The sequence below is a fragment of the Actinomadura geliboluensis genome, from assembly GCF_043197915.1.
Taxonomy (GTDB): Bacteria; Actinomycetota; Actinomycetes; order Streptosporangiales; family Streptosporangiaceae; genus Spirillospora; species Spirillospora geliboluensis.
Map to the genome: position 1 here is coordinate 120,991 of NZ_JBICUA010000018.1, position 18,953 is coordinate 139,943.

Sequence of the window (18,953 nt, forward strand, 5' to 3'; positions counted from 1 at the left end):
GGTTGGCGCCCCCGCCGGGGCGCCCCTCCGGGCGGGTGTCCCCCCCCCCCGCCCCCCCCCCCCCCCCCCCCCCCGCGTTGTCCCCCCCCCCCCCCCCCCCCCCCCCCCCCCCCCAACAGCGACACCGGCGAGCGCTGGGCGGAGAGCATGAGAGAGACACGGCCAGCGAAGCGACACCGACAACGCGCAAACCGATTGGGCGGGGCAGCTGCCACGTCCGCCCATTGCCGACGGCCTTGCTGCGCGAGGCGCGAACGGTAACGGCCCTCGCCTGCAGTGGACGAGGCAAGCACGGCCAGTCGAGCGGTGCGAGGGATTGCGCTCCGGCGACGATGTTTCCCGTGAAACATCAAGCCCGCGTGCAGCCAACCTCGCCGATGCCGACGCTCCAGGCGCGGACACAAGCGCCCTGCGTCAGGACGGACCGCAACGCGGAAACCACCAGCCGATCACGCCCCATCGCCAGCAACTGAATCAGCGGGCCAGCAGAGCTTGGCATGTCCTTCCACCGACGCGACCGAGACCAACTCGTCCGCCCCCGCTCCTGCAGCGCCGCCGACTGCCAGCACGCCTGCCACTCCACTCACCCCCCACCACGGTGCACCGCCGGGGCGATCAACCGAACTCGCCTCCTCGGCAGCGGCCGACGTGCCCTCGCCCGTTCCTTCCGCTTGGCACACCCGTAGCCGGCACCAGATGCCCCCCTCGCAACGCCTCTGGGGACCCGCACATGGCACAGCGCTCCACCTTCCACGACACTTGGCTGGGCCGATCAGCCCGGAGCGCCCAGTCGGCAGTACTGGCAGCGAGCCTGTGCGGCTCGGCTCGCCCTTCCGCTCGGCACCACCGGGCCCACCGGCCTGCCCACTCCTGCAACACCGCCGGCTGCGGGGACGCGTGCCACTGCGTTCGGCTCTCCACCGCGCATGCCTGGTGCGATCAGCCGAACACGCATCAGCGGCATCAGCACTGACATCGGGTAGGCGCGGCTCGCCTTCCACTCGACGCAGTCCAGGCCAACGCCGGCGGGGCAAAGCAGGAGGGGGACGCGGCCAGCGAGCCGACACCAGGGCTGAGCTTCGCCACGTCCCGCCTATCGCCGACGGCCTCGCCGCGCGAGGCGCGAACGGGTGACGGCCTCCATCAGTGGACGAGGCAGGCTCGACCAATGCGGGCCAGGCGGGGGATTGGGCTCCTCCGGCGACGCGCTGTATCCCGTGAAACATCAAGCCCACATACATCGACCTCCCGACGGCATGCCGCCAGGCGCCGACAAACGCGGCGCTGCCTCAGACCGTCCGTAGCGCGGAGACCGTCGGCCGATCACGCCCCATCGGCAGCAGCACCCCCGAGGGGGCCTGCATGGTGCCGTCCGCCCTTCCACCCGGCGCGGCCATGGCCAACACCGGTGGGGCAGGGCAGAGGACATGAGAGGACGCGGCGAGTGAGGCAGTGCCATGGGACACGCAAACGGCCTGGCGGGCGCAATGCCGCCTCCGCCCACGCCAACGGCGATGCGCGAACGGTGACAGCCTCGCCTTCCCTGGACGAGGGAGGCTCGGCCAATGCGAGCAGGCGGGGGATTGGGCTCCTCCGGCGACGTGATGTTTCCCGTGAAACGTCAAGCCCATGTACAGCCAACCTCTTGACCGGCGGCGCCGCCAGCCCGCCGGCAACCCCCCACCGGCTCCGGCGTCCAGAACGTGACCGCGCGGACGCGCGCACGCGCGAGGCCGCGTGGAGCCGTCCCGGCCGCAGAGGCCGTCAGCCGATCATCCTGACCCACAGCAGCACCGGCAGCGGGCTGACGTAGCCCCGCCTGTTCCTGCCACTCGTTACAGCCGGCGCCGACGCCGGGCCCCCGCGACGCCGCCGACTGCGGGCGCGTGTGCGCTGCGCTCGACCTCCGCGAGGCATGGCCGGGACGGTCAACCTGGCACGCCTCATCGGCAGCAACACAAGCAGTGGGCAGGCGTGGCTTGGCCGGCCATGCACCGCTTGCGGGGTACTGGTTTTGGCTTGGTTGCGGCGATGTTGGACCTAGGTGGGCGTGGACGTGCCTCGGTTTGTCGACTGGTTGGGGCTCCTGGAGTCTCAGGACTCCAGGGGCGCTCCCGGCCCCCCCGGGGGCTGGAGACTCCAGGGGACCTCGTCCGGGGGTGGCTGATGTTTCACGGGAAACGTTGGGGGAGCGGGCAAAAGGAAGCGCCCCGGAGGCGGGTGGCTTTCCGGGGCGCGGTGAGGGGGTGGTCAGGTGCCGGTTAGGCCGTCGTCTTCGGGGGCCATCGACTTGATGATGCGGTCGAGGTCTTCGAGGGTGGCGAACTCGACGACGATCTTGCCCTTGTTGCGGCCCATGTCGACGCGGACCTTCGTCTCGTATCGGTCGGAGAGGCGGTCGGCCAGCTCCCTCAGGCCGGGGGCGACCGGCTTCTTGCGGCGGCCCTGGCGCGGTGCCTTCGGCTCGTCGTCGACCTCGCGGAGCGCGATCATCTCCTCCAGGGCGCGGACGGAGAGGCCCTCCTGGACGATCCGCTGCGCCAGGTGCTCCTGGGCTTCGATGCTGTCGAGGGAGAGCAGGGCGCGGGCGTGACCGGCGGACAGGACGCCCGCGGCCACCCGGCGCTGGACGGCGGGCGGCAGGTTCAGCAGGCGCAGCGTGTTGGTGATGTGCGGGCGCGACCGGCCGATGCGGGTGGCGAGCTGCTCGTGGGTGGCGCCGAAGTCCTGCAGCAGCTGCTGGTAGGCCGCGGCCTCTTCCAGCGGGTTGAGCTGCTGACGGTGGAGGTTCTCCATGAGCGCGTCACGGAGCAGATCGTTGTCGCCGGTGTCGCGGACGATCGCCGGGATGACGTCCAGGCCGGCCATCTTGGACGCCCGCCACCGGCGCTCGCCCATGATCAGTTCGTAGTCGTGCTCGTCCGACGCGGACTTGCGGACGACGATCGGCTGCAGCAGCCCGACGATGCCGATCGACTCGGCGAGCTCCTGCAGCGCCTGCTCGTCGAAGTGCTCGCGCGGCTGCCGCGGGTTGACCGTGATGGATCCGACCGGCAGCTCCGCGAAATGCGCACCGGCGACCGGTTCGAGCCCGGGGGCCGCGGCGCCGTTCGCGGCGGCGGGGCCACCGGGGAAGCCGGGCTCGCCCGCGCTCCCCGGCTCGTCCGGCGTCGGCGGGGGCGGGGCGGTGGGAATGAGGGCGCCGAGCCCCTTGCCCAGACCGCGTCGCTGCTGGCTCACTGGACAGCTCCTCCATGGGCCATCTCCGAGGCGGCCTCGCTGTAGGCGAGCGCGCCACTTGAACCGGGGTCGTAGGTCATGACGGACTGCCCGTAGCTCGGGGCCTCCGATACTCGGACGCTGCGGGGGATCACCGTGTTGAGGACGACGTCCCCGAAGTGGTTCCGGACGTCCTCGGCCACCTGCGCGGCGAGCCGCGTCCGGGCGTCGTACATCGTGAGCAGGATCGTGGACACCTTCAGTTTCTGGTTGAGGTGCGCCTTGACGAGGTCGACGGTGCGGATCAGCTGCCCGAGCCCCTCCAGCGCGTAGTACTCGCACTGGATCGGGATGAGCAGTTCGTCGCCGCCGACGAGCGCGTTCACGGTGAGCAGGCCGAGCGACGGCGGGCAGTCGATCAGCACATAGTCGAACTTCTCGGTGTCGTAGGCGTCGAGCGCCCGCCGCAGCCGCGATTCGCGGGCCACTTTGGAGACGAGTTCGATCTCGGCGCCCGCGAGGTTGAGGGTGGCGGGCGCGCAGTACAGGTTCGGGATCTCCGGCGCCGGGACGATGATGTCCGCCAGCGCCATGTCCTCGATCAGCACGTCGTAGATCGACGGGACCTCCGCGTGGTGGTCGACGCCGAGGGCGGTGGACGCGTTGCCCTGCGGGTCGAGGTCCACCACGAGCACCTGCGCGCCGTGCATGGCGAGGGACGCGGCGAGGTTCACCGAGCTGGTGGTCTTGCCCACGCCGCCCTTCTGGTTGGCGATGGTGATCACGCGGCACTTGGCGGGCCGCGGCCACTCCCGTTCCCTGCGGCCCGACATCGCTTTCAGCGCGGTGACCGCTGTTTCATGTGAAACCTTGGCGTCCTTGAGCGCCTCGCGCACGAGTTCTGACTCCCCCTGGTTCGGTCCGCTGCGCGGTTCCGGCGGACGTGCGCCGGTGTGCGTCGGTACGTATCCGACGTTCTCCGCGGTACCGGACGTCGTGCTACCCCACATCGCGTGCCCCGAGGGCGTGGTCCCCGGGGCGGTCCCCTGCCCGGATCCCGACGCCGTCCGCGGGGCCGGAACCCCCTGCGTCCCGCCGGCCGGCGGCTGGGCCCCCTCGCCCAGGCCGGACGGCTGCTCGTCGGGGGATTCGTCGGCGCGGTCAGGCCGGCCCAGTCCTGGTCCCGTGCTCATGAAGACCTCTTCCTCGACCCTCTGGCACGCCGCGGCGCGCGCTGTCGTCGCCCGACAACCTCTCCTCGGCCGGCGACCACACGGACGAGTGTTGTCGGCGGGTCGACCATACCGCGCCCGACTTGGAGCAGTTCGGTCGAGCGCGCCCCGAGCCGCTTCAGGACGGGCTCCGCCTCGTCCAATTCGGCCTGGGCCCGTTCCCCCTTGAGCGCGAGGAGCTCCCCGCCCTCGCGGAGGAGGGGGAGCGCCCATTTCGCGAGGCGTTCGAGTGGCGCGACGGCTCGCGCGGTGGCCACGTCCACCGCGAACTCCTTCACCACCTCCTCGGCACGGGCCCGGCGCACCTCGACGTTCGGCAGGTCGAGCAGCCGGACGCACTCCTCCAAGAAGGTGGTGCGGCGCAGCAGCGGCTCCAGCAGCGTGATCCGCAGATCGGGCCGGACGATCGCGAGGACGATGCCGGGCAGCCCCGCGCCGGAGCCGATGTCCACAACATGCGCGTCCGCCGGAACGGCCTCGGACACCACCGCGCAATTGATCAGATGGCGTTCCCAGAGCCGGTCGACCTCGCGCGGCCCGATGAGCCCGCGTTCGACCCCCGCATCAGCGAGAAACGCCGCATAACGCTCCGCGACCGGCAGCGCGTCCCCGAAAACCTCACGTCCAATGCCCATCAGACGAATCGTTCCACAAAACCCGGCGGCGGCGTACACGCGAAACGTGCTGGTGCGGCGTCCGGGCGGAGGGTTGCACGACCCTTGCGTTATGGCGAGAACCACATGACCCCTCCGCATATTCGGGACCTGCCGGGTAGAGGTGCCGTGTCGCCCGACCGTCCCCCCGGAAGGAGCTCCGACATGGGAATCGGAGTCAGTCTCGCTTTCATCGCCGTGGGCGCCATCCTCGCGTTCGCGCTGCGTGTCGACCTCACCGGCGTCGATATCCACCTGGTCGGCTGGATCCTGATCGTGGTGGGGCTCGTCAGCATGGGCTTCACTCTCAAGTACACGCGGCCGCGCCGGAGCGCCGGACGCGTCGTCGGCGCCGACCCCGCCTACGGCGACGAGCCCGGGACCATCGTCCGCGAAGAGCACATCATCGAGGACCCCGCACCCATGGGACGTCCGGCCGAGCGAGTCGAACGCGTGATCGAACACCCGGCGGACGAGGGCGTGACCCACGGACACGTCGCCCAGGACCCGGAGTTCGCCCAGGACCCCGCGCACGCGCAGGACCCCGCTGAGGAGAACAGCCCGGCGGTCGTGGACGCCGGCGACCGCGTCCCGCCCCAACGCCGCAGGTGGCGCCGCACCGCCCGCCGATGACCCCGCACGCCGGCCGCGCCTGGTGAGCCACGCGCAACCGAGCGCGCCCGACACCTCCGCCCGACGTCCAACATCCACCGGGCGGTGCTGGGCGGTCGTGGTGGGTGGCGGGCGTGGCTTCAAGGAGTGGGTGACGGGTCAGAGCCTGCCCGGTGTGCTTGGGCGGCGGTGCACACCGGGCTACTGAGGGCCCCGCGTCGGCCAGGGCGCGGGGCCCTCCCATGTCCTGGCGTCGATTCTCTACGGACTCATGCGTCTGCTCATGGCGAAGCAGCCCCCTTCGAACCGGGTCGAGCCTGCTCCCTCCATGGTCGAGCTGCTGGGGGTCGTCCTCATGGTGAACCGGAGGCTGTGGATAACTTCAGGGGCGGTGCACAGCGCAGCGGGCAGGTTAGGCGCACTACCTGTGATGATTGGGCCCCAGGGGTGCTCCTGGCCCCGAACTCAGGGGGGGTGGATAACTCTTGCGTGGGCTGTGCGGCTGCGGCGGCGCTGGGAATGCGAACGGCCCCGGTGCCGGGAGGCAGCGGGGCCGTTCAGGAGGTCGAGCTAGGCGGGGTAGACCACCACGTAGCGGTCGGGCTCCTCGCCCTCGGACTCGCTGCGGAGGCCGGCGGCGGCGACCGCGTCGTGGACGATCTTGCGCTCGAACGGGGTCATCGGGGCGAGCGGCTTCGGCTCGCCGGCCTGCTTGACCTCGTCCGCCACGTCCGTGCCGAGCTTGGTGAGCTCCGCGCGGCGGCGCTCGCGGTAGCCGCCGATGTCGAGCATGAGGCGGGTGCGGTTGCCCGTCTGGCGGTGGACGGCCAGCCGGGTCAGCTCCTGCAGCGCCTCCAGGACCTCGCCGCGCTTGCCGACCAGCTCGTCCAGCGAGGCACCGACGACGGCGACGATCGCGCGCTCGCCCTCGACGTCCATGTCGATGTCGCCGTCGTAGTCACCGATGTCCAGCAGGCCCTCGATGTAGTCGGCGGCGATCTCGCCTTCCTGTTCGAGCGCCTGCACGTCGACCTCGGTGGTGTCGGTCTGGCTCAACGGGGACTCCTTCTCCGGCACGTGCTCGGGGTTCAAACTAGCGCTTCTGGGTGCCGCTGCGCTTGCTGCGCGGCTTGCGGGTCGGCTGGTTGCGCACGACCTTCGGCTTGTCCTCGGGCTCCGGTTCCGCCTCCGGCTCCTTCTTCAGCCTGGCCTTGGCCTTCGTGCCGGACGGCGACTGCCCGTTCTTGGCCGCGGCCGCCCGCGAACCGGCCGTCTTGGAGCCGGCCTTCGTGCCCGCCTTGGCACCGGCCTTGGTGCCGGTCTTGGCGGCGCCAGTGGTCGTGGCATCGCCGTCGGTGCTGGGCGGCGGGTACTTCTTGTAGATGTAGTGCTGCTGCGCCAGGGTCCAACTGTTGGACGTGACCCAGTACATGAGGACGCCCAGGGGGAAGCCGAGGCCGAAGAGGCCGAACAGCGGCGCGAGGAAGACCATCATCTTCTGCGCCTGCATCATCGGGTTGGCCTCGTCGGTGACGGGCTGCCGCTTCATGCTGGCGCGGACGGTGAAGAACGTCGTGCAGGAGCTGATCACCACGGCGATGCCGGTGACGATGATCGCGGTCCAGCTCTTGGGGTCGGTGCCCCACGCGTTCAGGAAGGTGTCCGGGATGTGGGCACCGAAGATGTTGGCGTGCTGCGCGCTCGCCACCAGGTCGGCCGAGACCGCGAAGACGCTCTCGCCGGGCTTGGCGTCGGAGATCTGCTTCAGGGTCTGGAACAGACCGATGAAGACCGGCATCTGGACCAGGAGGGGCAGGCAGCCCGACAGCGGGTTGGCGCCGTTCTCCTGGTAGAGCTTCATGACCTCCTGGTTGAGGCGCTGCTTGTCGTTCTTGTACTTCTTGCGAAGCGCCTGGACCTTCGGGTTCAGCTCCTGCATCTTCCGTGAAGCGTGGATCTGCTTCACGAAGAGGGGGACGAGTACCAACCGCAGCAGGACGGTGAGCAGGATGATGGAACCGCCCCACGCCCATCCACTGTCCTTGGGGACGACCGTACTTAGCCCCGTGTGCATCCACACGATGAGCTGAGAGACGATCTCGTACAACCAATCAAGCACCGGGCAGCTCCTTGGGCTCTGCTAGGGCGTGGCCGCTCTCCTCGCGGCCGGAGTTCGAGGAGGCCGCCGTGGAGCGCTGCTGAGGGGTCGTCCCCCCAGATTCCCCGGAGAAGACGGACGGTCCCTGAGTGAACGCGTCCCGTGACTCCCCGGATTCCCCGTCCCCGGACTCGCCGGAGGGGGATTCGGACGTCTTCTTAGGCGGCACCGGGTCGTAACCCCCGGGATTGAAGGGATGGCACCGCGCGATGCGGCGGGCCGTCAGCCACGTGCCGCGCGCCGCCCCGTGAACCTGGAGCGCCTCCAGGCCGTACGCACTGCACGAGGGGTGGAAGCGGCACTGCTGCCCGAGCAGGGGACTCAAGAAGCGGCGGTAGGCGCGGACGAGAAGGATCAGCACGAACGCGATGGGGCCCGGACGGGCCTCCTCCTCCTGCTGCGCGGGGGACGCGGTCCCCTGCCGACTCCTCATCTTCGCCCCTTGGACGCGGGCCGCAGCAGCCGGTCGAGTGCCGACTCCAGATCCGCGGCCAGTTCGTCTGGACGCGCCGTTCCCGCGCGGGGGTTGGCGCGCACTACGAGCAGGCTACCCGCTGGAAGCCGGTCGAGGTGCGGACGCATCAGGTGGCGCAGGCGGCGCCGCGCCGCGTTGCGGACGACGGCGTTGCCGACGGTGCGCGCCACGATGAATCCGACCAGCGGCGGTGTCGCCGGCGCCGGTGTCTCGTCCGGGCGAAGCAGGTGAACTACGACAGTTGGCCGTCCGGCGCGGCGACCGCGCCGGACGGCCAACGTGAAGTCGTCCCGCCGCCGCATCCGGTTACCGGACGGCAGCACAGTGCAGGTGGGTCAGACCGCGATGCGGGCGCGGCCCTTGCCCCGCCGGCTGGACAGGATCGCGCGGCCGGCGCGCGTGCGCATCCGCAGCCGGAAGCCGTGCTTCTTGTGGCGACGACGATTGTTCGGCTGGAAAGTACGCTTGCTCACTTGAGGCTCCAGTGCTGCGGTTCGTTCGGCTACGGGTCTTTGAGTCTCGCTGGTTCGCGTCGAGGGCCGCGTCCGGTCCCCCGCAGCGGGGGCCCACCCGGACTCGCCTGAAGGGCTGCTGCCGGCGGGCACGCGGCATCTCCGTCGATGCGACTCGACCTCAGCACGTTACGGGCTCTCCGGGTGCGCGGTCAAACGGAGCGCTCCTCCGAGCGCCTTCCGCCTGCAGATGGCGCGATTCAGTACACCGCGCTGTGGACGGGGACGCGAAGACGGGGGCCGCTGTGGACGGGGTCGGTTCGTGTTGCGGGTGGGGACGGCACCGGTTAAGGTCGTCTGGGCGAGCCGACGCTCCTTCGACTTCGACGAATTCGACGATCTGATGTCGGTGCTCTGCCCCTCAAGCCCCCGTTCGAGAACCGCCCCGGTACCGGCCGCGCAATGGCCGGAGCCTTCCCGACCCCGTCTCCGAAGACCCCGTCCCGTGGGTTTTACACAGGCGCCGCATGCCTATGCACAGCATGTGGACAACTCTGTGGACAACTCGTGAGAGAGTAAGTCTTCCGCGTCGCGGCGTGCCCTGAGAGGCGAGCCGTAACCCGTGGGAGAGCCGGGCAGTCAGGTACTCCGTACGGCGGAGTCGGTGGAGGGGGGACCTTGCGCATGGACGGTCAGGATCTCGGATCGGTCTGGGCCCGCACCCTCACCGCGCTGTCCGAGAGCGATCTGTCTCCGAGCTATCGCGCATGGCTGCCGATGGTCCGCCCGCTGGCGCTCGTCGAGGGGACGGCGCTCCTCGCCGCACCGAACGAGTTCGCCAAGGACGCGCTTGAGACGCGCCTCAGAAACCTCATCACGCAGGCGCTTTCCCGTGAGCTGGGCAGGGAGATCCGGGTCGCGGTGACCGTCCAGCCGGAGCCGCCCGCAGGGTCTTCCCCAGGGCCGGCGGCTGGGCCGGGCGGCCGATCCGGGGAGCCGCTTTCGGCGCCCGTCCCTGGGCCTGGCCAGGGGCTCGGTATGCACGAGCCACCTTCTTCTTATGGCGAGCCGTACGGTGAACGGCAGCACGATGACCGTGAACGGGATCGTCCTTACAGCGACGACCAGTCCTACGGTGACTCGCCCTTCGGGGAGCGGTCCGACCGTCCTTATCCGGAGCAGCCCTACAACGATCAGGGCTACCGGCCTCAGTCGGGAGTTACCCACAGCCTCGGCCCGCCCGGAAGTTATCCACAGGCTGCGGATGACGACCGCGGTACTTATCCACCTGCCTCGCGTCCACCGTCCTATGGGGCCGGTCCAGGGGGGCCTGGTCCTGGGGGGCGGGAGCCTTACGAAGGGCGTGGTTTCCCCGGGTACGGCGGGCAGGAGGGCTTCGGCGGCGGCGAGTCTCCAGGACGTCCGCCGCATTCCCATCTGAACGACCGCACACTCGGTCCGCTGCGGGGCCGGTCAGAACAACGCCTCCCGGAGCAGCTCCGTCCAGAGCAGCGTCGTCCAGAGCAGCGTCGTCCAGAGCAGCAGGGGCACGAGCCCAAGCACGGCACGAGCGAGGCACCGCTGGGCCATGCGGACGATTTCAACGGCGGGGAGTCGTCGTTCGCCGCTGGTGAACAGCAGTACCGCGGCGAGGCCCCCTACCGGGGTGAGAGCAGCTTCCGTGATGAAGAGAGCTCCGACCCCAGGGGCCCCACCCCGCCGCAAGGCGCGGGTGGCGGCGGCAGTGCGGCTGGTCCGGGGACGTCCGAGCACGCCCGGCTGAACCCGAAGTACACGTTCGAGACGTTCGTCATCGGCTCGTCCAACCGGTTCGCGCACGCGGCGGCCGTAGCGGTCGCCGAGCAGCCGGCCAAGGCGTACAACCCGCTGTTCGTGTACGGCGACTCCGGCCTCGGCAAGACGCACCTGCTCCACGCGATCGGCCACTACGCGCAGAGCCTCTTCAATGGGGCACGCGTGCGGTACGTGAGCTCCGAGGAGTTCACGAACGACTTCATCAACTCGATCCGCGACGGCAAGGCCGACGGTTTCCGCCGCCGCTACCGGGATGTGGACATCCTCCTCGTCGACGACATCCAGTTCCTTGAGGGCAAGGAGCAGACGCAGGAGGAGTTCTTCCACACCTTCAACACGCTCCACAACGCGAGCAAGCAGATCGTGATCTCCAGCGACCGTCCGCCCAAGGAGCTGGTGACGCTGGAGGACCGGCTCCGCAACCGGTTCGAGTGGGGCCTGACGACCGACGTCCAGCCGCCCGAGCTGGAGACGCGGATCGCGATCCTGCAGAAGAAGGCCCGTCAGGAGGGCCTCGCCGCGCCGCCGGACGTGCTGGAGTTCATCGCCTCGCAGATCGCGACGAACATCCGCGAGCTGGAGGGCGCGCTGATCCGGGTGACCGCGTTCGCGAGCCTGAACCGTCAGTCGGTGGACATGAAGCTCGCCGAGATCGTGCTCAAGGACCTCATCCCGAACGACTCGGGCCCGGAGATCACCGCGGCGATGATCATGGCGCAGACGGTCGAGTACTTCGGTACGACGATCGAGGACCTGTGCGGGCCGTCCCGCTCCCGGATGCTCGTCACCGCCCGGCAGATCGCCATGTACCTGTGCCGGGAGCTGACCGATCTGTCCCTTCCCAAGATCGGGCAGCAGTTCGGGGGCCGCGACCACACCACGGTCATGCACGCCGAACGCAAGATCCGCTCGCTGATGGCCGAGCGCCGTGCCATATACAACCAGGTCACGGAGCTGACCGGGCGCATCAAGCACCAGGCCCGCAAGCGCTGACGCGCCCCTTCGTACACACTGTGGACAGACCCTCGCCGACCTTGTGGACGAGTCGCCTCCCGGCTGTCCACACCCCGGTGAAGGCAAAGAACCGACAAAATGCGCGCTTCCCCAGAGAACCGAAGCGGCTACTCACAGGTTGTGGAAAACCCTGGGGATTTTCGTGGATAACCCGGTGGACGACCACTGGAAAAGCTGAGGATGAGGAGTGGACGGATGTGGATTCGCCGCGCACCCGCGCCACCGCCCTGGGGAAAACCGGTGGACGACCTGGGGACGGCCTGGGGACGGGGCTGTGGGCGGATCCGCCGATCACGCGGCCGTCGTGCACAGGGCGCCGAAACGGCACTCATACCCGTGGAGAACTCGTGGAAAACCGGGGGATGACTTGAGGATGACGTGTGGGGATGATTTCGCCGTCCCCAGGCCGTCCCGCGCCGTCCACCGCCCATGCACAGCCCCAGTGGACAGAGAAACGCGACCTGACCTGCGGAAACTCGTGTTGTCCACACTATCCACCGCCCCTATTACTGGTACTGCACCACTTCTCTATCCAAGAAAAGATCCATCTCAAGTCAGGGCCTGGGGACAACCTGCCCCGAGCGCTCCGGCCCGGCCGAGATCACCGCACCCTTGTCCGACACCTGCAGGAGGCTGGTCCCGTTGAAGTTCCGCATCGACAGAGATGCCCTCGCCGACGCCGTCGCCTGGACAGCGCGCACCCTGCCCGTCCGGCCCCCGGTGCCCGTCCTGGCGGGCATGCACCTCGTCGCCGGGGGTGAGGGCAACGACGACCGGCTGACGCTGTCGGCGTTCGACTACGAGGTCTCCGCCCAGGTGTCCACGGAGATCGATGTGGAGGAGGCGGGGACGGCCCTGGTGTCGGGGCGCCTCCTCGCGGAGATCTCGCGCAGCCTTCCTCCCCACCCTGTGGAGGTGACGACGGACGGCGCGAAGGTGATGCTCCGCTGCGGCAGCGCGAAGTTCACACTCCTCACCATGCCTGTGGAGGACTACCCCACGCTGCCGGAGATGCCGCCAGCCGCGGGCTCGGTGGGCAGCGACGAGTTCGCCGCCGCCGTCTCCCAGGTCGCGATCGCCGCCGGCAAGGACGACACGATCCCGATGCTGACCGGCGTCCGGGTGGAGATCGAGGGCGAGACGGTCACGCTGGCGTCCACCGACCGGTACCGGCTGGCCGTCCGCGAGCTGCACTGGAAGCCGGAGCGCCCCGACTTCTCCGCCGTCGCGCTCGTCCCGGCGCGGACGCTCGCCGACACCGCCAAGTCGCTGACCGCCGGCGCCGAGGTGTCGATCGCGCTCGGCGGGACGGGCGGCACCGGCGAGGGCATGATCGGTTTCGCGGGCGGCGGCCGCCGCACCACGTCCCGCCTGCTGGACGGCGACTTCGTCAAGTACCGGTCGCTGCTGCCGAGCGAGTACGCGGGCCTCGCCGAGATCCAGACCGCGCCGTTCATCGAGGCCGTGAAGCGCGTCTCCCTGGTCGCCGAGCGCAACACGCCCGTCCGGCTCTCCTTCAGCCAGGGCGAGGTCGTCCTGGAGGCGGGGACGGGGGACGAGGCCCAGGCCGTGGAGGCCCTTGAGGCGTCCCTGGAGGGCGAGGACATCGACATCGCCTTCAACCCCGCGTTCCTGCTGGACGGGCTCTCAGCGATCGGCTCGGACGTGGCGCGGCTGTCGTTCACGACGCCGACCAAGCCGGCCGTCCTCACCGGGAAGCCCCCGCAGGACGGGGAGAACCCGAACTACCGTTACCTGATCATGCCGGTCCGGCTGTCCGGATAAGGACTGTGCCCTGGGGCATGCCCCGGGGCACGCCGGGGACGACGACCCGCGGGGGAGCCGCCCGGGCGGTCGCGCACGCGCGCATTGGCGCTCGCGTGCGCGCGGTAAGGCACAGCAGTTACGCACAGGGTTACGCACAGGGGAGTGAGCTTCATGGAGCTTGGGATCATCGGCCTGGGCAAGATGGGCGGCAACATGGCCGAGCGGCTGCGCCGCGGCGGCCACACGGTCATCGGTTATGACCGTGACCCGCAGGTGAGCGATGTCGGTTCCCTGCAGGAACTCATCGAACGGCTCTCCCCGCCGCGCGCGGTGTGGGTGATGGTGCCCGCCGGGAAGCCCACTGAGGAGACCATCCACAGCCTGGGGGAAGTCCTGCAGCCCGGTGACCTTGTCGTGGACGGCGGTAATTCACACTATGTGGACGACCAGAAGCATGGTGAAGCACTCGCCGCCAAGGGCATCGGGTTCGTCGACTGCGGAGTGAGCGGCGGCGTGTGGGGCCTGGAGAACGGCTACGCGCTCATGGTCGGTGGCGACGAGGACAACGTGAAGCGTCTGATGCCCATCTTCGAGACGCTGAAGCCAGAGGGGGAGTACGGCTTCGTCCACTCCGGTGAGATCGGTGCCGGGCACTACGTGAAGATGGTCCACAACGGCATCGAGTACGCGATGATGCAGGCCTTCGGTGAGGGCTACGAGCTGATCGAGGCGAGCCCCATCGTCACCCGTGTGCCGGAGACGTTCCTCAGCTGGCAGGAGGGCACGGTCATCCGCTCCTGGCTGCTGGACCTGCTGAACCGTGCGCTCGCCGATGACCCGGAGCTGGACGACCTGCGCGGCTACGCCAACGACTCGGGCGAGGGCCGCTGGACGGTGCAGGCCGCGGTCGAGCACGCCGTGCCGCTGCCCGCCATCAGCGCCTCGCTGTTCGCCCGGTTCGCCTCCCGCCAGGACGACTCCCCCGCGATGCGCGTCGTCGCCGCCCTCCGCAACCAGTTCGGCGGCCATGCCGTGGAGACCGCGAAGGGCGCCGACTCCCCCGGCGCCGACGTCGCCCCGCCGAAGGTGTGACCGCCCCGCCCGCGAAGTTATCCACAGGATGTGGTTTCCGGGACGGCGCCCCCGCGCCGACCGGAGGATGGCGGGTGATGTCACGGAGCCCCGCCGCCGGCGGGGCCTGTGCGGGTACTCGCGGGCGGGGGTGCGGGGGGCATGGGCAGGGTGCTGAAGGCTCTACTCTCGTGTCTCGTGCACGTCGCCCACCTTTCGCTGCAGGACTTCCGCTCGTACCCGACCGCCGAGGTCGCGCTCGAGCGGGGAGTCACGGCGTTCGTGGGCCCGAACGGGCAGGGCAAGACGAACCTGGTGGAGGCCATCGGCTACGTCGCCTCGCACGCCAGCCACCGGGCCGCGACGGACGCGCCGCTCGTCCGGCACGGGGCGCCGCGCGCGATCGTCCGGGCCGGGGTGGTGAAGGACGACCGCAAGGCGCTGATCGAGCTTGAGATCAACCCGGGCAAGGCGAACCGGGCGCGGCTGAACCGGTCCCCCGTCCCCAGGCCGCGCGAGATCCTGGGGATGCTGCGGACGGTGCTGTTCGCCCCCGAAGACCTCTCGCTCGTCAAGGGCGATCCGGGGGAGCGGCGCCGGTTCATGGACGAGCTGCTCACCGCGCGGGCCCCGCGCTTCGCCGGGGTGAGGTCCGACTACGACCGCGTCCTCAAGCAGCGCAACGCCCTGTTGAAATCGGCGGCCGCGCACAGGCGCTCCCCCGGACCCGAGGTGCTCGCGACCCTCGACGTCTGGGATTCGCACCTCGTCCGCACCGGTTCCGAGCTGCTGGCCGCCCGGCTGCACCTTGTGGACGCCCTGCGCCCGCTCGTGGCACGCGCCTACGCGGCCCTCGCACCGCACAGCGGCGCGGCCGATCTCATCTACAGGAGTTCGCTGGGCGACGTGGAGTTGTCCACAGACCGTGGACAACTCGCCGAGCAGTTGATGAAGGCGGTGGCCGAGTCGCGCAAGCAGGAACTGGAGCGGGGCGTGAGCCTCGTCGGCCCGCACCGGGACGAACTCGTCCTGCGCCTGGGCGAGCTGCCGGCGCGCGGCTACGCCAGCCATGGCGAGTCGTGGTCGTTCGCCCTGGGCCTGCGGCTGGCCGCCTTCGACCTGCTGCGCGCGGACGGCGACGACCCCGTCCTCATCCTGGACGACGTGTTCGCTGAACTGGACTCGGGCCGCCGCAGCCGCCTCGCCGACATGGTCGCGCCGGCCGAGCAGGTCCTCATCACGGCCGCCGTCCCCGCGGACGTCCCGGCCGAACTGACGGGGGGCTCGTATACCGTCTCCGACGGCCAGGTCGTCCGGGACTGACGATGCCGTCCCCGAACAGGCTGGTGGCGGTGCGTCCTGACGGGGGCGGGGGCGCCTCCGGAGCGGAACGGGAAGGGGCGAGCGCGTGAGTGATGATCCACAGGATGTGGACAAGTCCCCCGAGGACGGGGCCGCGGACGAGGTCGCCCCGGCCAAGTCGGGGATCGAGTTGGCGCGGGAGGCCCTCGCCCAGGCGAAGGCGGACGCGCTGAAGCGCGGCACCCTCCCCGGCCACCAGAACGGCAAGCGCAAGGGCGGTGGACGCGTCATCCGGGTCAGGGACCCCGGACGCGGAGGCGACCCCAAGCCGTTCGGCGCGGCCATCCGCGATCTGATGGCGTCCCGGGGCTGGGAGCAGCGCGCGGCCGTCGGCGGCGTGTTCGGCAACTGGGCGGGCATCGTCGGCGCCGAACTCGCCGAGCACACCCGCCCCGAGCACTTCGAGGACGGCGTGCTGACCGTCGCCGCCGACTCCACGACGTGGGCGACCCAGTTGCGCCTGCTGTCCTCGACGCTCGTCCGGCGGCTGAACGAGGAACTCGGGCACGGCACCGTCCGCCGGGTGAAGGTCGTCGGCCCGTCCTCGGGCCCGCGCCGCACGGGCGCCTGGCGGGTCCGCTGACATGCCCCGCCCCCGCGCTCGGGTGGAGGTGCGCCGCGTGGGGCGCGCTCGGCTGGGGGTGCGGCGGGGGGAGTGGTCGCGGGTGGGCGGCGGCTCGGGGGTGCGATGTGCCGACGGTCATGTTCCGGTGACTTACGGTTACGGTGGCGGGTCTTTCCGGAGGCCCGGGGGCGTCGGGGAGGTGGCCGCGGAGTGTCGGTGGCGGGTGGGAACATCTGTTCGGGATGCGGGGCGTCCAGTTCAGCGGCCAGCGCCACGTAGACCAGAGAACCCCCCGGGACCTATGGGGGGATGTAGCTCCAGGCCCGATCGGCCGCCACACGCGCACACAGCGCTCGTGAGTGCCACTTTTTACCGCGCCAGCCGGTAGAATGTATTCGGTTCAGGATGCTGCGCCGCCATGGGCCGCCCGGGGCTCTGACCAACACGAACAGAGCACTACCGGGTGCCCTCATGTGTGTTACGGGGCACATCGCGCCTCCCTCGGGCGCGGAGCGGCAGACATCCCCGGCAGGAGGATCTCCTTTGGCGTACGACGCTAGTTCGATCACTGTCCTTGAAGGGCTTGAGGCGGTTCGCAAGCGCCCGGGCATGTACATCGGCTCGACCGGTGAGCGCGGCCTGCACCACCTCGTCTACGAGATCGTGGACAACGGGGTCGACGAGGCCCTCGCCGGCTATGCCGACGACATCGTGGTGACGCTGAGGGCCGACGGCGGCGTGAGCGTGGACGACAACGGCCGTGGCATCCCCGTCGGCGAGCACCCGGTGGAGAAACGTCCCGCGATCGAGCTGGTGTTCACCACGCTGCACGCGGGCGGCAAGTTCGACGGCAAGTCCTACGCCGTCTCCGGCGGCCTGCACGGCGTCGGCTCGTCCGTGGTCAACGCGCTGTCCACCCGGCTGGAGGCCGAGGTCCGGCGCAACGGCCACGTGTGGCGGCAGGCGTACAGCTGGCGCGGGCCGGAGGCCGAGCTCCAGAAGGGCGAGGAGACCGACAAGACCGGCACCCTCATCACCTTCTGGCCGGACCCGGAGATCTTCGAGACCACCGAGTGGAACTTCGAGACCCTCTCCCGCCGCATGCAGGAGATGGCGTTCCTCAACCGCGGCCTGGCCATCACGCTGCGGGACGAGCGTCCCGACCACTCCAACGGCGAGCCGCACGTCGTCCGGTACCACTACGAGGGCGGCGTCGAGGACTTCGTCCGCTACATCAACGCGCGCAAGGACTCCGCCCACGAGTCGGTCGTCTACTTCAGCGACGAGACCGAGGGCATGTCGGTCGAGATCGCCATGCAGTGGAACTCGTCCTACGCCGAGTCGGTGCACACCTTCGCGAACACCATCAACACGGCGGAGGGCGGCACCCACGAGGAGGGCTTCCGGGCGGCGCTCACGACGATCGTCAACCGGTACGCCCGCGACAAGGGCCTGCTGCGCGACAAGGACGACAACCTGACCGGTGAGGACGTCCGCGAGGGCCTCACCGCGATCATCTCGATCAAGCTGGCCGACCCGCAGTTCGAGGGCCAGACCAAGACGAAGCTCGGCAACACCGAGGCCAAGTCCTTCGTCCAGCGGGCGTGCAACGAGCACCTGCGCGACTGGTTCGAGGAGAACCCGGGCGAGGCCAAGGAGATCATCAACAAGGCGTCGCAGGCGGCGCGCGCGCGGGTCGCGGCGCGGCAGGCGCGCGACCTGACCCGCCGCAAGAGCCTGCTGGAGACGACGTCGCTGCCCGGCAAGCTGTCGGACTGCCAGTCGACGGACCCGGCCAAGTCCGAGCTGTACATCGTCGAGGGCGACTCGGCGGGCGGTTCCGCCAAGGGCGGCCGCAACCCGCACTTCCAGGCCATCCTGCCGATCCGCGGCAAGATCCTGAACGTGGAGAAGGCCAGGATCGACAAGATCCTCAAGAACAACGAGGTCCAGGCGATCATCACGGCGCTCGGCACCGGCGTCCACGACGAGTTCGACATCACCAAGCTCCGCTACCACAAGATCATCCTGATGTCGGACGCCGACGTCGACGGCCACCACATCAACACCCTGTTGATGACGCTGCTGTTCCGGTTCATGAAGCCGCTGATCGAGGCCGGCCACGTGTACCTGTCGCAGCCGCCGCTCTACAAGATCAAGTGGGACGCGCGGGGCAGCGAAGCCGACTACGCCTTCTCCGACGCCGAGCGCGACGCGGTCATCGAGGCGGGGATCGCCGCCGGCAAGCGCGACCCGCGCCCCCGCGACCAGGTGCAGCGCTTCAAGGGCCTCGGCGAGATGAACGCCAACGAGCTGTGGGACACCACCATGGACCCCGACAACCGGGTCCTGCTGCAGGTCCAGCTGGACGACGCCGCCCAGGCGGACGAGCTGTTCAGCGTGCTCATGGGCGAGGAGGTCGAGCCCCGCCGGGAGTTCATCCAGCGCAACGCCAAGGACGTGCGCTTCCTCGACATCTGAGGTACCCGCCCCGCCCGGGCCTCGCGCCTGACGCGCCCGACCGCGAGTTCCACGGCTCCCGCGACTCCCACCGGCCC

15 protein-coding genes are annotated in these 18,953 nt (G+C 70.0%); 7 read left to right on the forward strand and 8 right to left on the reverse strand.

The window, feature by feature from the left end; translation table 11 throughout:
* Positions 1-2,250 precede the first annotated feature (2,250 nt).
* From ACGFI1_RS40905 to rsmG, 3 genes are all read right to left on the reverse strand, one after another.
* A complete protein-coding gene (locus ACGFI1_RS40905; protein WP_386874867.1) occupies positions 2,251-3,240 on the reverse strand; it encodes a ParB/RepB/Spo0J family partition protein in 990 nt (329 codons plus the stop codon).
* Positions 3,237-4,115 carry a ParA family protein gene (locus tag ACGFI1_RS40910; protein WP_274704641.1) on the reverse strand — a complete coding sequence of 293 codons (879 nt, stop codon included), beginning with the start codon at positions 4,113-4,115 and terminating at the stop codon, positions 3,237-3,239. The genes ACGFI1_RS40905 and ACGFI1_RS40910 overlap by 4 nt, the downstream gene beginning before the upstream one ends.
* Before the next feature lie 293 nt (positions 4,116-4,408).
* On the reverse strand, positions 4,409-5,086 hold the full coding sequence (gene rsmG, locus ACGFI1_RS40915; protein ID WP_138638932.1) for a 16S rRNA (guanine(527)-N(7))-methyltransferase RsmG: 678 nt from the start codon (positions 5,084-5,086) through the stop codon (positions 4,409-4,411).
* Positions 5,087-5,269: 183 nt separating this feature from the next.
* On the opposite strand from rsmG, the gene ACGFI1_RS40920 reads away from it, so the two are divergent.
* Positions 5,270-5,737 (forward strand): DUF6458 family protein, encoded by a 468-nt coding sequence (locus ACGFI1_RS40920; RefSeq protein ID WP_386874866.1) that lies wholly within the window; start codon positions 5,270-5,272, stop codon positions 5,735-5,737.
* A gap of 549 nt (positions 5,738-6,286) precedes the next feature.
* Here ACGFI1_RS40920 and ACGFI1_RS40925 read toward each other — a convergent pair.
* From ACGFI1_RS40925 to rpmH, 5 genes are read right to left on the reverse strand one after another with little or no spacing between them, the layout of a single operon-like run.
* Entirely contained in the window at positions 6,287-6,772 is a 486-nt protein-coding gene (locus tag ACGFI1_RS40925) for a Jag family protein (RefSeq protein WP_089327667.1), read from the reverse strand.
* 37 nt (positions 6,773-6,809) lie between these two features.
* Positions 6,810-7,835, reverse strand: a complete 1,026-nt coding sequence (gene yidC, locus ACGFI1_RS40930; protein ID WP_386874865.1) for a membrane protein insertase YidC — start codon at positions 7,833-7,835, stop codon at positions 6,810-6,812.
* A complete protein-coding gene (yidD, locus tag ACGFI1_RS40935; protein WP_386874864.1) occupies positions 7,828-8,307 on the reverse strand; it encodes a membrane protein insertion efficiency factor YidD in 480 nt (159 codons plus the stop codon). Before yidD ends, yidC begins: the two co-directional genes overlap by 8 nt.
* On the reverse strand, positions 8,304-8,651 hold the full coding sequence (gene rnpA, locus ACGFI1_RS40940; protein ID WP_240808159.1) for a ribonuclease P protein component: 348 nt from the start codon (positions 8,649-8,651) through the stop codon (positions 8,304-8,306). The genes yidD and rnpA overlap by 4 nt, the downstream gene beginning before the upstream one ends.
* A gap of 33 nt (positions 8,652-8,684) precedes the next feature.
* A complete protein-coding gene (gene rpmH, locus ACGFI1_RS40945; RefSeq protein WP_021592695.1) occupies positions 8,685-8,822 on the reverse strand; it encodes a 50S ribosomal protein L34 in 138 nt (45 codons plus the stop codon).
* A 663-nt stretch (positions 8,823-9,485) separates the two neighbouring features.
* On the opposite strand from rpmH, the gene dnaA reads away from it, so the two are divergent.
* The 6 genes from dnaA (at position 9,486) to gyrB (ending at position 18,876) form a co-directional block, all read left to right on the forward strand.
* Positions 9,486-11,609: a chromosomal replication initiator protein DnaA gene (gene dnaA / locus ACGFI1_RS40950; RefSeq protein ID WP_392793036.1), complete on the forward strand. Its 2,124-nt coding sequence runs from the start codon at positions 9,486-9,488 to the stop codon at positions 11,607-11,609.
* A gap of 663 nt (positions 11,610-12,272) precedes the next feature.
* Positions 12,273-13,415, forward strand: coding sequence for a DNA polymerase III subunit beta (dnaN, locus tag ACGFI1_RS40955; RefSeq protein WP_089327663.1), 1,143 nt, complete (start codon positions 12,273-12,275; stop codon positions 13,413-13,415).
* A gap of 144 nt (positions 13,416-13,559) precedes the next feature.
* A complete protein-coding gene (gene gnd / locus ACGFI1_RS40960; protein WP_301173998.1) occupies positions 13,560-14,489 on the forward strand; it encodes a phosphogluconate dehydrogenase (NAD(+)-dependent, decarboxylating) in 930 nt (309 codons plus the stop codon).
* 177 nt (positions 14,490-14,666) lie between these two features.
* A complete protein-coding gene (gene recF, locus ACGFI1_RS40965; protein WP_392793038.1) occupies positions 14,667-15,791 on the forward strand; it encodes a DNA replication/repair protein RecF in 1,125 nt (374 codons plus the stop codon).
* A gap of 85 nt (positions 15,792-15,876) precedes the next feature.
* Entirely contained in the window at positions 15,877-16,413 is a 537-nt protein-coding gene (locus ACGFI1_RS40970; RefSeq protein ID WP_301174000.1) for a DUF721 domain-containing protein, read from the forward strand.
* Positions 16,414-16,938: 525 nt separating this feature from the next.
* On the forward strand, positions 16,939-18,876 hold the full coding sequence (gene gyrB, locus ACGFI1_RS40975) for a DNA topoisomerase (ATP-hydrolyzing) subunit B (protein ID WP_387068798.1): 1,938 nt from the start codon (positions 16,939-16,941) through the stop codon (positions 18,874-18,876).
* Positions 18,877-18,953: the final 77 nt, after the last annotated feature.

What these genes read in the sequence shown, in the direction of transcription:
- ACGFI1_RS40920 (WP_386874866.1), top strand. Translation starts at nt 5,270, where the DNA reads ATGGGAATCGGAGTCAGTCTCGCTTTCATCGCCGTGGGCGCCATCCTC.
- dnaA (WP_392793036.1), top strand. Translation starts at nt 9,486, where the DNA reads ATGGACGGTCAGGATCTCGGATCGGTCTGGGCCCGCACCCTCACCGCG.
- rsmG (WP_138638932.1), bottom strand. Translation starts at nt 5,086, where the DNA reads ATGGGCATTGGACGTGAGGTTTTCGGGGACGCGCTGCCGGTCGCGGAG.
- rnpA (WP_240808159.1), bottom strand. Translation starts at nt 8,651, where the DNA reads ATGCGGCGGCGGGACGACTTCACGTTGGCCGTCCGGCGCGGTCGCCGC.
- yidD (WP_386874864.1), bottom strand. Translation starts at nt 8,307, where the DNA reads ATGAGGAGTCGGCAGGGGACCGCGTCCCCCGCGCAGCAGGAGGAGGAG.